At 62.9% G+C, this 13058-nt stretch carries 8 protein-coding genes; 6 read left to right on the top strand and 2 right to left on the bottom strand.

The genetic code is table 11. The features are described 5' to 3' along the window. Window positions 1-89: 89 nt before the first annotated feature. Window positions 90-4037 (bottom strand): peptidoglycan-binding protein, encoded by a 3948-nt coding sequence (locus tag JYU29_RS13935; protein WP_213985408.1) that lies wholly within the window; start codon window positions 4035-4037, stop codon window positions 90-92. Between the two features lie 470 nt (window positions 4038-4507). Here JYU29_RS13935 and JYU29_RS13930 point away from each other — a divergent pair, with 470 nt between their 5' ends. From JYU29_RS13930 to JYU29_RS13910, 5 genes are all read left to right on the top strand, one after another. Beyond that, the gene (locus JYU29_RS13930; protein WP_213985594.1) at window positions 4508-4930 is read left to right on the top strand and encodes a MerR family transcriptional regulator; all 423 of its coding nucleotides are present in this window, start codon (window positions 4508-4510) and stop codon (window positions 4928-4930) included. 145 nt (window positions 4931-5075) lie between these two features. After that, the gene (locus tag JYU29_RS13925; RefSeq protein WP_213985407.1) at window positions 5076-6869 is read left to right on the top strand and encodes an acyl-CoA dehydrogenase C-terminal domain-containing protein; all 1794 of its coding nucleotides are present in this window, start codon (window positions 5076-5078) and stop codon (window positions 6867-6869) included. Between the two features lie 86 nt (window positions 6870-6955). Then, the gene (locus tag JYU29_RS13920; protein ID WP_213985406.1) at window positions 6956-8128 is read left to right on the top strand and encodes an acyl-CoA dehydrogenase family protein; all 1173 of its coding nucleotides are present in this window, start codon (window positions 6956-6958) and stop codon (window positions 8126-8128) included. Window positions 8129-8164: 36 nt separating this feature from the next. Next, window positions 8165-8626 (top strand): OsmC family protein, encoded by a 462-nt coding sequence (locus tag JYU29_RS13915; protein WP_213985405.1) that lies wholly within the window; start codon window positions 8165-8167, stop codon window positions 8624-8626. Between the two features lie 12 nt (window positions 8627-8638). Beyond that, window positions 8639-9847 carry an acetyl-CoA C-acetyltransferase gene (locus tag JYU29_RS13910; protein WP_213985404.1) on the top strand — a complete coding sequence of 403 codons (1209 nt, stop codon included), beginning with the start codon at window positions 8639-8641 and terminating at the stop codon, window positions 9845-9847. A 40-nt stretch (window positions 9848-9887) separates the two neighbouring features. Here JYU29_RS13910 and JYU29_RS13905 read toward each other — a convergent pair whose 3' ends face one another. Next, on the bottom strand, window positions 9888-10673 hold the full coding sequence (locus tag JYU29_RS13905) for an EAL domain-containing protein (protein WP_250157485.1): 786 nt from the start codon (window positions 10671-10673) through the stop codon (window positions 9888-9890). Between the two features lie 155 nt (window positions 10674-10828). On the opposite strand from JYU29_RS13905, the gene JYU29_RS13900 reads away from it, so the two are divergent. Then, window positions 10829-13051, top strand: coding sequence for an FAD-dependent oxidoreductase (locus JYU29_RS13900; protein ID WP_213985403.1), 2223 nt, complete (start codon window positions 10829-10831; stop codon window positions 13049-13051). The last annotated feature ends 7 nt before the right edge of the window (window positions 13052-13058 follow it).

The following is a 13058-nucleotide window of genomic DNA, read 5'->3' as shown; positions in this document are numbered from 1 at the left end:
GCAGGTTCGTTCAACGCGAATACCATGGAGAATGCAAGGCAAGATGTCCGCCTTGCGACGTGATTGTCCAATCAGACGCCGAACCGCCGTTATTTCTTGGCCAGAAGGGCGCGCACCAGCGGTTCGTTGACCTCGCCATCGGCCGTCAGCCCGTTGGCTTTTTGGAAGGCGATGATCGCGGTCTTGGTCTTGCCGCCCATCAAACCGTCCGGACGACCGGCATCGAAGCCGTTCTTGTTCAGGATGAGCTGGATGTTGCGCACGGCCTGCTTCATGTCGATGCTGGCGGTGATGTCGTTGCTTTCCTGCCATTCGGGCGGGATGGCGACATCGTTGGTCTGGGGATCGACCGGCTTGGCGCGCCACAGGTCGGTGTCGGCGCGAGCACGGGTGAGGTCTTCCGGCTTTAAGGACTGGGCGATTTCATCGCGCTTGGCTTCGGCATCCTTGTCGCCCGTCTTGGCCACGAGCGCGAACCACTTGTAGGACGCAACGAGGTCCTGGTTCAGGCCAACACCCTTGGCGGCCAGGATGCCCAGATTGAACTGGCTGTCCTTGATGCCGCGCTCGGCCGCTTCGGTGAACCAGCGCACGGCCGCCTTGTTGTCGGTCGTGCCATCGGCACCCATGGCATACAACACGGCCAGGTTGTGCATGGCGCTGGCATTGCCCTGTTCGGCGCTTTTTTCGTAGAGCGCCTTGGCTTTGGACAGGTCGCGATCGACGCCGACGCCCTTTTCATAGAAATTGGCGAGGCGGTACTGCGCCGGCGCAAAGCCGCGATTGGCTGCACGCACATACCAGTCGGCGGCAGCCTTCATGTCGGGCTCGCCATTGCGACCTTCGGCGTAACGGGTGCCGATCTCGTAGAAGGCCTTGATGTCACCGGCCTGCGCGGCTTCGCGCAAGGCAACCGGGCCTGCATTCATCGGCACGGCGCCGGCTTCGAGCGCGACCTGGGTCGGCGCCATGTCATCCACGGTGGAGCGCACCACGGCCGATCCAACGGGGCTGTCCGGGTCTATCGACGCGACGGTGGCGAGCGCAGGCTCAGTTGGCTCGGACGCCGCCGGTTCCTGCGGCTGGTCATCCACATTGTTCTGCGGAGCTTCGGCAGCGAGAGCGGGCGTTGGCTCCGTTGGTTCCGATACAGCGGTGGCAGCAGGCGGTTCGACCGGCTCAACCGTCGGAGCAGCGGATGCCAGTTCCGTGGGCATCTCCTGGCGAACAGGCTCGGGTGCTGCCTGAGTTGGTGTTTCGCTTTGGACAGGCGCAGCGGCGACATTGCCGACCGGCGCAGCAGACGAGGCCGACGCGGCGGGGGCGGGGGCGGCGGCAGTGAGCGCCGGGGCGGTTTCGTTCTCGCCACCAACCGGTTCGGTGGAGGCGAAATAATGCGGTTCTTCGGCCAGAAACGCGCGGCTCAGCTGGAAACCGCCGACGCCCACGACCATCGCGGCGGTGGCCATCAACACGGTTTTGCGGCGAAGTCCGAGGATGCGGCCGATCTTGCGGCGGCTGGACGCGTCTTCAGCATCCGTGCCGGTTTTCCGGCCTTCGGCTTCGGCTGCAGCGGCTTGTGCGGCACGGCGGGCGGCGGCAATGAAATCGGACTTGGCGGTTTCCGCCTCGTCCTGATTGTTGCCGGTCATGCCGCGCTCGTCGCGCACCCGCTTCATGATGGCATTGAGATCAGGAGCCCCGCTGCCGGGTTCCAGCGGCTGGTTGGCGATGCGCGGATCGAGCGGCTGATCGAGCGAGGGGAATTCCGGTTCCTCCGCTTTCGGCAGGGCGACAACCGGCTTTTCAACGGCGTCCGGCTGCGGCTTGTCCTTGCGGTTGCGCAGAGCGCGCGTGAAGCCGCCGAGCTTGGACCCCGTGTCGGGCGCCTCATCCTGGTCGTCGCGTTGATCGACCGGCTTGGCTTGCGCCTCGCGCTGGCCGAACGGGACCTCGCCGACGGAAAGATCGGACGGGTCGAGATCGAACGCGTCATCGGCCGCGATCGAGGGCGCATCGGCGACAACCGGCTTCGCGACAGGCTGGGCGGCAGCGTTCGCGACGGCCTGGGTGGCTGCCTGTGTGTGCTCGCCCTGCTCCATCATGCTGAGGCGATCGACGATCTTGATCAGCGTATCGTGGATCGCCTCGAAGGTCTTGGAATTGCGCTCGTCGGACTGGCGCGTCAAAGCTTCGAGCGAGCGCAGTTCGCCTGACAAACCGGCAACGGCCTCGCTGTCGCTTTCACGTTCCGCCAGTTCGCGCACGGCGTCGGCGGCAGCGTTGCGGGCCGCTTCGATCAGCGCATCATGCTGGCCGGCAAGCGAGCGCTCGATCTGGTCGAAGCGCGGCGCGAAATCTTCGAGTTCGGGCAAAACGCGCGGCGGATTGGACAGGCGTACGGATAGTTCCGCGACCTGCGCTTCCAGGCGGCCGATCACCGCTTCATCCATCGAGGACACCTGGCGCGCGGATGTATCGAGGCGCGAGGCGATGTCGCCCAGCCGCAGTTCCAGTTCGCGAATGCTCGCGGCTTCCGGACCATAAGCGACCCGCTCGTCGAGCCGGGCGGCAAGCGCTGCAAAGCGCTCATCCATCACCGACAGGATCTCGCCGCGGTCGCTCGGCTTTTCGGCCTGCGTATCGAGGCGCTGAACGATCGTGTCGAGCCGGCCTTCCATGTCACGCAGAAGCTTGTTGCCCTGCTCCATCGAATCGGCCTGACGGCGATCGAGCGCATCCGACAGAACGGCGAAGCGGTGTTCCAGGCCATCGAAGATGGTGGAAACATCGGGCGCTGCCGGTTCGCGTTCCAGCCGCTCGGCGATCTGGCCGAGCTGCTGGCCGAGGCGTTCAACCGCCTTTTCGGGAAGCGCTGAGCGGGCGGCAAGCTCGTCCACGCGGGTCGACAGCGCTGCGATCTGGCCGAGCACCTCATGCGCCGGGCGCTCTTCGATCAGTTCCTCGATCTGCGAGGCGAGCGAGGCCATGCGCGCTTCGATGCGCTGGAACGGCGCGGGATCGATGGCGGACGCGGTCGAACCGCGCGTGAGCGATGCAGCGATCGCGCGCGAAATCTCATCGAGACGCTCAGCGATCATGTCGAAGGTCTGCTCGCTTTGCGCGTCCTGCTTGCGGGCAAAATGATCAAGCGCGCCGGCAAGCGTGCGCACCTTGTCTTCCAGCGTGCGCAGCGACAGCGATTCCGGCAGGACGTCCACGGCAGCGGCGATCTGTTCGAGACGGTGGGTCAAAGCGTCGATCGCCGCATCGTCGCGCACCTGCGGCGACTGGGCGGCAACGCGCTCTTCGAAGCGCGACATACGGTCATCGAACGCATCCCAACGCACGCCGACGGCGCGCAGCGTGTCTTCGCGCGCCAAAGCGCCGATCGAGCCCTTCACCTGGTCGAGTTCGAGACGCAGCAGCGAGACGTTCTTGTCGTCGCTGCGATGCGACAGGTCGGCGATTGCGCCCGAAAGGCGCTCGACCTCACCCAAAAGCGCTTCGCTGGAGCCGCCATGCTGGGCTTCGGTCGCCAGGCGATGCACGTCGCTGCGCAAGGCATCGAATTCGCGCGTGAGCGAAGCGGCCATCTGCTGGCGCATGTCTTCGCGAAGCGCGTGCAACTCGGCCGCGATCTGGCCAACGGCCGCCACACTGTCGCCTTCCCGGCGCGAGCGTTCGAGGTCGCGGGCAACGGATTGAAGGGCCGCGCGCGGGGCAGACCGGTCGCGTCCCGTGTCGCGGCCAACATCGCGGGCCAGATCGGAACGGGTGTCGAAGGCTGATTCGGCGCGTGGTTCTGGGCGCAGGGGCGTTGGCGCTTCGGAGCGCAGGTCGGCGCGGCGCTCGGTGTGCAGGATCGGGCGCGCGGTCTCGAGCGGTTCGCGGCGGCGCAGATCGGCAAAGGGCGAAGGGCGCTCCAGCTGGGTTTCCAGCGCTTCCAGCGTGCGCGTCAGCTCGTCGAGAGACGATGTTCCGCGACGTTGCCGCCCGGAATTCAAAGTCTCGAGATAAGATCGCCTGCTGGTCATAAAACCGCCCGCCGCCATTGAAAATGGTGTGCCACCGCGTGAGCTAAACACGAGGAGGATTGCCGGGACCTTGCGTCACCGCGTGGCTGATGCGGAACTTTCGGTTCGATCGAGGCTTCAACAAGCACTCGAAACACGCCGTGAAACGATTCGGTACAGGCGGCTCACGGAATGCCGACACCGATACAATTCCCGAGAGGTGGTAAAGAACCCGTTAACCATATTTGAAGGCGATCTTGTCCCGCCTTTGCAATCAGTCGTGCCAGCATCCGCGTTGCATGTCGGTGGGGAAGGCCTATATAGGCGGGTATCAGGACCGCCCCCACATCGGCATCAGAAACACGCGTATCCAACAGAAGCCTGTCGGAACGATGCCGCACGGTTTTGCCCGCGAACCCACAGCAAGAAGAACAAAAACAATGGCTTATCACTTCAACCGCGCGACCGCGGAGAAAGAGTCTCACCTCGACATGCCGAGCGCCGACGATACGGCTGGCATGGAAGAAGACGCACGCCGCATCGGCGACCTCGCCAAGGAATATGGCGTCTCGCTGCGCACGCTGCGCTTCTACGAAGACAAGGGATTGCTGACGCCCGAGCGCGTCGGAAGCACCCGGCTTTATCATCGCCGCGACGTCAGCCGGCTCGAGCTGATCCTGCTTGGCCGCAAGGTCGGTTTCTCGCTTCGCGAAGTGAAGCAGCTGATGGATCTTTATGATCCGAACGGCACGAACATCCGTCAGTTCAAGGCCGTCGTGGATCGGTCCACACGCCAGCTCGGCCGTTTGGAGAAGCAGCGGGCCGAACTTGATTCGGCGATCGAGGCCATCAGCGACCTGATCGCGACCACCAAGGAAAAGCTCGCCGCCATTCCCACCGGCAAGCCGAACTGATCGCGTTCATGCCACTTTGACTTTGACGTTTACGCAAACGTCAAAGTTTGATAGATAATCCTCCAAGCGCCGGTCCATGGGCCGGCGTTTTTTCGTGTTGCATGCGCTGAAGCGCCAACGCTTCGCGCTTGATCTGGAGGACAGCATGCCCGTTTTCCGCGCGCCCGTAGAAGACACCCGTTTCATTCTGAACGAGGTTCTCCGGCTCGACCGTTTCTCGAACCTGCCCGGCTTTGCCGACGCCTCCCCCGATGTGGTGGATGCGATCCTGGAAGAAGGCGCCAAGCTTTCCGAAAGCGTGCTTCAGCCGCTGAACCGGATCGGCGACACGCAAGGCTGCGAACGCGCCGCGGACGGTTCCGTCACCACGCCGAAGGGGTTCAAGGAAGGCTTCGACCAGTATCGCGAAGGCGGCTGGATCGGGCTGGCCGTGCCGGCGGAATTCGGCGGCCAAGGCCTTCCCTACACGCTGCATACCGCCGTCAGCGAATATATGTCGGCCGCCAACATGGCGCTAATGATGTATCCCGGCCTGACGCAGGGCGCTATCGCCGCGATCATCGCGCATGGTTCGGACGAACAGAAGCAGCTTTATCTGCCCAAGATGGTGGATGGCACCTGGACCGGCACGATGAACCTGACCGAGCCGCATTGCGGCACGGATCTCGGGCTTCTGCGCACCAAGGCGGTGCCTGGCGAAAACGGCACCTACAAGATTTCCGGCCAGAAGATCTTCATCTCGGCCGGCGAGCACGACATGGCCGAAAACATCATCCATCTGGTGATCGCCCGCATCGAAGGCGCACCGGAAGGCGTGAAGGGCATTTCGCTGTTCGTGGTGCCGAAGTTCAAGCTGAACCAAGACGGCTCGGTCGGCGAGCGCAATGCGGTGTCTTGCGGCTCACTCGAAGAAAAGATGGGCATCCACGGCAATTCCACCTGCGTCATGAACTACGATGAGGCGGAAGGCTTCCTGATCGGCGCCGAGAATGGCGGCCTCAAGGCCATGTTCGTGATGATGAACGAAGCGCGCCTCGGCGTCGCCTTGCAGGGTCTCGCCGTTGGCGAAGCGGCCTACCAGAACGCCGTGTCTTATGCCCGCGAGCGTATTCAGGGCCGCTCGCTGTCGGGTGCAAAGGCGCCGGACAAGAAGGCCGACCCGATCATCGTTCATCCCGATATCCGCCGCACGCTGCTCACCATCCGCGCTTTGACCGAAGGCGGCCGGGCGCTGCAGCTCTGGACGTCGCTGCAATCCGATCTCGCCCATCACGGTGAAGACGAAACGACGCGTCAGGTGGCGGACGATCTGCTCAGCCTGATGACGCCGGTGGTCAAGGGCGTGCTCACCGACAAGGGCTTCGACCATGCGGTTGCCGCCCAGCAGGTGTTCGGCGGCCACGGCTATATCGAAGAACACGGCATGAGCCAGTTCGTGCGGGATGCCCGCATCGCCATGATCTATGAGGGCGCCAACGGCATTCAGGCGCTCGATCTCGTTGGCCGCAAGCTGGCGCTGAATGGCGGCCGCGCCGTGCAGGCCTTTTTCAAGGAAGTCGGCGCGTTCTGCGAAGACAACCGCGCCGATGAAGCCATGGCGCCTTTCACCAAGGCGCTGAAGAAGGGCCTCAACGACCTTCAGGCCGCAACCATGTGGCTGGTGCAGAACGCGATGCAGAAGCCCGACAATGCGGGTGCGGCGTCCACCGATTACATGCACCTCTTCGGCCTCGTTGCGATCGGCTATATGTGGGGCCAGATGGCCAAGGCCGCGCAGGCGAAACTCGCCGACGGTTCGGGCGACACTGCGTTTTATGAAACCAAGCTGGTCACGGCGCGCTTTTATGTCGAACGCCTTCTGCCGGAAACCGCAACGCGCCTCGCACGCATTTCGGCCGGTGCCGATACGCTGATGGCGCTGCCTGCGGAGGCCTTCTGATCACAGCGATCGTGCAACCTAACACTTGATAGGTTGCACGCCGCGACCCCATATTGAACGCAAGAGACAGAAGGAAGGAGGATCCGATGTCGAACCCCGCTGCCATTCTCGGCCTGTTAAAGGCACAATGGGCGCGTGACGACGTCGAGATGCTCTACGATATGTCCGTGCGGTTTTTGTCCGAGGACATCGCACCGCATTACGAGACCTTCGAGAAAAACGAGATCGTCGACAAGGATGCGTGGCGAAAGGCCGGCCAAGCCGGCCTGCTCTGCGCCTCCATGCCGGAAGCCTATGGCGGCTCGGGCGGCACCTACGCGCATGAAAGCGCGATCGCGGAAGCGATCGGCCATGTCGGCGTGGATGGGTTCGGCATCGCGCTGCACAATGCGATCGTCGCGCCCTACATCCTTCATTACGGCTCGGAAGAACAAAAACAGCGCTGGCTGCCGCGCATGGCAACCGGCGAGCTGATCGGCGCCATCGCCATGACGGAGCCGGGTGCCGGTTCCGACCTGCAGGGCGTGAAGACAACGGCCGTCAAGCAAGGCAACCAGTACACGCTCAATGGCTCCAAGACCTTCATCACCAACGGCCAGAACGCCAATCTGATCATCGTCGTGGCCAAGACCGATCCGGCACAGGGTGCCAAGGGCACGTCGCTGATCGTGGTGGAAACCGACACGGTGGAAAGCGGCTTCGAGCGTGGCCGCAACCTGGACAAGGTAGGCCTCAAGGCCAACGACACGTCCGAATTGTTCTTCAACGATCTGCGCGTGCCCACCGCGAACCTGCTCGGCACGGAAGAAGGCGAGGGCTTCATCCAGCTCATGCAGCAGCTGCCACAGGAGCGGCTTCTGATCGGCGCGCAGTCGATTGCCATGATCGAGCGGGCGCTGAGCGTCACCATCGATTATGTCAAAGAGCGCAAGGCGTTCGGCAAGGCGGTGATCGACTTCCAGAACACCCAGTTCAAGCTGGCCGAGCTAAAGACCGAAGCCACCGTCGGCCGCGTCTTCTATAATGACTGCGTGCAGCGCCATCTCGATGGCGGGCTCGATGCCACCACCGCGTCCATGGCGAAGTATTGGTTGAGCGACCTGCAATGCAGAATCGTGGATGAATGCCTGCAGCTGCATGGCGGTTACGGCTACATGAACGAATATCCGATCGCGCGCATGTTCCGCGACGCACGAGTGCAGCGCATCTATGGCGGCACAAACGAGATCATGAAGCTTCTGATTGCCCGGAGCCTTTAGCCATGGACGGCCTTTGATTATGGAGGGCTTTTGATCATGTCGACCCACACAGCCGCCATCCGCTGGCGTCAGGATGAGGACGATCATTTCAACCTCGGCCGCTACACGCGCGTTCACGAGATCGCCTTTGACGGCGGCACCACCATCCAGGCGTCGGGCGCGCCAGGCAATGTGCCGGCACAGTTTTCGAGCGAAGTGTCGGTTGATCCCGAAGAACTCTTCGTTTCCTCCCTGTCGTCCTGCCATATGCTCTGGTTTCTCGACATCGCCCGGCGCGCCGGCGTCGAGGTCCTGTCTTACGAGGACCAGGCCGAGGGCGTGATGGAACAGGATGGGCAAGGCCGCACCGCCATCACCCGCGTCACTCTGCGCCCGCGCGTCGAGACCGACGGCGACCTCAGCGCCAATCAGCTCACCGACCTCCACGCCCAAGCGCACGACGCCTGCTTCATCGCCAATTCCGTGAAGACGGTCGTTGCCGTCGAACCCGTTATCTAAGGAGACCAGTCCATGGCCGACGCTTTTATCTATGATGCCGTTCGCACGCCGCGCGGTCGCGGCAAGAAGGATGGTTCGCTGCATGAAGTGCCGGCCGTGCGCCTGGGCGCCAAGGTCTTGGAATCACTGCGCGACCGCAACGGGCTCGACACGACGAAGGTGGACGACATCATCTTCGGCTGCGTCGATCCGGTGGGCGAAGCCGGTTCGGTGATCCCGCGTTCGGCCGCCTTTGAGGCCGGCTACGACATCAAGGCGCCAGGCATGCAGATCTCGCGCTTCTGCGCGTCGGGTCTCGACGCCGTGAACCTCGGTGCGGCCAAGATCGCGCAGGGTGCCGATGACATCGTGATCGCGGGCGGCGTGGAATCCATGTCGCGCGTCGGTATGGGCATGTCGGGCGGCGCCTGGTTCATGGATCCCTCCGTCGGCCTGCCGGCCTGGTTCATGCCGCAGGGCGTGTCGGCCGACCTGATCGCCACGAAATACGGTTTCAGCCGCGACGACGTCGATGCCTACGCGGTGGAAAGCCAAAAGCGCGCGGCCAAGGCTTGGGAAGACGGCCGCTTCAAGAACTCGGTTATTCCGGTGAAAGACCAGAACGGAATGACCATTCTCGATCATGACGAGCATATGCGGCCTTCGACCGACATGCAGTCGCTGGCTTCGCTCAACCCGTCTTTCGTGATGCCCGGTGAAATGGGCGGCTTCGATGCGGTGGCGGTGCAGCGTTATCCTGAACTGGAAGGGATCAACCACGTCCACCATGCCGGCAATTCATCCGGTATCGTGGATGGCGCAGCGGCCGTGCTGCTGGGCTCGAAGAAGGCCGGCAAGGCAATGGGCGTGAAGCCCCGCGCCCGCATCCGCGCCTTTTCCAACATCGGCTCGGAGCCGGCCTTGATGCTGACGGGGCCGGTGGATGTCACCGAAAAGCTCCTCAAGCGCGCCGGCATGAAGCTGTCGGACATCGACCTGTTCGAGTTGAACGAGGCCTTCGCCGCCGTGGTGCTGCGCTACATGCAGGCCTTCGACATCGACCATAAGGACATCAACGTGAATGGCGGCGCGATCGCCATGGGCCATCCGCTGGGTGCCACCGGCGCGATGATCTTCGGCACGCTGCTCGACGAGATGGAGCGGCGCGACGTCAATGTCGGTCTGGTGACGCTGTGCATCGGAGCCGGCATGGGCACCGCCACGATCATCGAGCGCGTTTGAACCGATGATGCGAACGCTCCCGCGCGTGGCAGATTGGCGATCAGGCAGCCGGGCGAAGCGCCTGGCTGCCTGCGTTCGACAGCGCGGGCAGCGTTTCGAAGCCGGGCTTGGCGAACCAGTAGCCCTGAAACAGGCCGACGCCGGCATCCCTGAGCACCCGGAACTCCGCTTCCGATTCGATGCCCTCGGCCAGAACCGTGATGTCGAGCGCGCCCGCGATCTGCATCACGCCTGCAATGATCGCCTGACGCGCCTTGTTGGTGTCGATGTCGCGGATCAGCTCCATGTCAAGCTTGATCAGGTCGGGCTGGAAATCGGCCAACAAGGACAGGCCGGCATAACCGGCGCCGAAATCGTCGATCGCCGTTGTGAAGCCCTGACGGCGATATTCCGAGATGATCGAGCGCAGGTGATCGGTGTCGCGCACGCTTTCGTTTTCGGTGAACTCGAACATGATCGCTTCGCGCGGAAATTGGCTCTTTCGCGCCGCAGCCAGCGTGGCGCGCAAACAAGCGGCCGGTTCGTAAACGGCGTTCGGCAGGAAGTTGATCGACAACCGCGGCGTTCGGCCGTCAGACAGCGGAAACAAGCGCGCCGCGAGATCGATCGCCTTGACCCGGCAGGCCTGGTCGAACTTGTAGCGTTGTTCGGGCTGCACACGGCCCATAATGGCGCCCGCGCCCTCCCCCGCCGTGCCCCGGATCAGCGCTTCATAGCCCCAGACAGAAGCGGTATTCGCATCCACGATCGGCTGGAAGGCCATCGTGAAATCAAATTCGAGTTTGCTGCCGGACTGACATCCCGGGCACGATCCGTCCAAAACCATGATCTCCTTGGCCGATACACTACCAACAGCGACGTAAGTCGTTGCCATTTCATGAAGATCGAACTGCGTCGCAGGTTAAAATGTTCATTGGCGCCTTGCACTTATCATAAGTTAATTGCAGGCGCCCCCAAGCACATGAAGGAGGCTTGAAGCTCATGCCATATGTGAACTTCACGATCGAAACTGACGCTGAAGGCGTCGCTGTCATTACTTGGGACATGCCGGACCGTTCGATGAACGTCTTCACCGAAGACGCGCTGCGCGAACTGGACGCGATCATCGATGAGGTCACCAAGACCGAAGCGATCAAGGGCGCGGTGTTCACCTCGGGCAAGGAAACCTTCTCCGGTGGCGCCGATCTCACCATGCTCAAGGCCATGACCACCGAGTTCGCGCGCCTGCAGGAACAAGACAAGGACAAGGCGGTCGCGTTTCTTTACGACCGCGCCGGCGCGATGAGCCGCATCTTCCGCAAGCTGGAAACCTCCGGCAAGCCTTGGGTGTCAGCCATCAACGGCACCTGCATGGGCGGCGCGTTCGAACTGTCGCTCGCCTGCCACGGCCGCGTAGCAGCCGACAGCGACAAGGTGAAGATGGCGCTGCCGGAAGTGAAGGTCGGTATCTTCCCCGGTGCCGGCGGCACGCAGCGCGTTCCGCGTCTTGCGAACACGCAGGACGCCCTGCAGATGCTGACCTCGGGTCAGACGCTGACGCCGAAAAAGGCTAGGGGTATGGGCCTGATCACCGAGATCGCCGCGCCGGACGCGCTGGTCGCCACGGCCAAGAGCCTGATCAAGAACGGCCTCAAGCCCGTTCAGCCCTGGGACGAAAAGGGCTTCAAGCTGCCCGGCGGCCCGGTTTATTCGGCTGCCGGCGCAAACCTCTGGCCACCGGCGATCGCCATCGCCAAGCGCGAAACATCCGGCAATTATCCGGCCGTCCTTGCGATCCTGAAGAGCGTGTATGAAGGCCTGCTGGTGCCCTTCGACACGGCGCTTCGCATCGAACTGCGCTATTTCGTGGAGATCATGCAGACCACCGAAGCGGCGATGATGATCCGCTCGCTGTTCGTGTCCCTGCAGGAACTCAACAAGGGCGCGCGTCGCCCCGCCGGCCAACCGGAAACCCAGTTCACCAAGATCGGCGTGCTCGGCGCAGGCTTCATGGGTGCGGGCATCGCCTATGTCACGGCCAAGGCCGGCATCCCCGTGGTGCTGCTCGACCGCGACATGGAAGCGGCCGAGAAGGGCAAGGCGCATTCCGCCGGCCTTGTGGACGCGCAGATCAAGAAGGGTCGCGCCACGGCTGATGCCAAGGAGCAGCTTCTCGGCCTGATCACGCCGACTGCCGATTATGGGGATCTCGAGGGCTGCGACCTGATCGTGGAAGCCGTGTTCGAGGATTCCGAGGTCAAGAAGGGCGCAACCGAGCAGGCCGAAGCCGTGATCGCGAAAGATGCGATCTTTGCCTCCAACACGTCCACCATCCCCATCACCGGCCTTGCCAAGAACTCCAAGCGTCCCGCCAATTTCATCGGCATCCACTTCTTCTCGCCGGTGGACAAGATGATGCTGGTGGAGATCATTCTTGGCAAGAAAACCGAAGACAAGGCGATCGCGGTCGCGATGGACTTCGTGCGCGCGATCAAGAAGACGCCGATCGTGGTCAACGACACGCGCGGCTTCTACGTCAATCGCTGCGTGCTGCGTTATATGTCGGAAGCCTACAAGATGCTGATCGAGGGCATTCCGGCGCCGATGATCGAAAACGCCGCCAAGATGGCCGGCATGCCGGTCGGCCCGCTGGCGCTGACCGACGAAACGGCCGTCGATCTGGCGCAGAAGATCATGAAGCAGACGGTGCGCGATTTGGGCGACAAGGCCGTCGATCCGGCTCAGCTCGAGCTCATCAACACGATGGTCGACAAGCATGATCGCAAGGGCCGCAAGAACAACAAGGGCTTCTATGATTATCCCGCCAAGCCGGCGAAGAAGTCGCTTTGGCCGGGCCTCAAGGATCTCTTTGATCAGAAGAAGCCGGAAGATGTCGATGTCGAGGAGATCAAGCAGCGCCTTCTGGTGACGATCGCGCTCGAAGCCGCACGCGTCATGGAAGAAGGCATTGTGGTCGATCCGCGCGAAGCCGATGTCGGCTCGATCCTCGCCTTCGGCTTTGCCCCTTACACGGGCGGCGCGTTGTCTTACATCGACGGCATGGGTGCCAAGCACTTCGTGAAGCTCGCCAAGACCCTGCAGAAGAAATACGGTGCGGACTTCAAGGCGCCGAAGCTGCTTCTCGACATGGCCGAAAAGGGCGAAACCTTCTACGAGCGCTTCGATCCCTACAACACCACACCGCCGCAGAAGCAGGCGGCGTAAGGGGCGG

It is taken from the genome of Tianweitania aestuarii (assembly GCF_018457165.1).
GTDB classification, from domain to species: Bacteria; Pseudomonadota; Alphaproteobacteria; order Rhizobiales; family Rhizobiaceae; genus Tianweitania; species Tianweitania aestuarii.
This window is presented reverse-complemented; position numbering and strand designations above follow the sequence as displayed.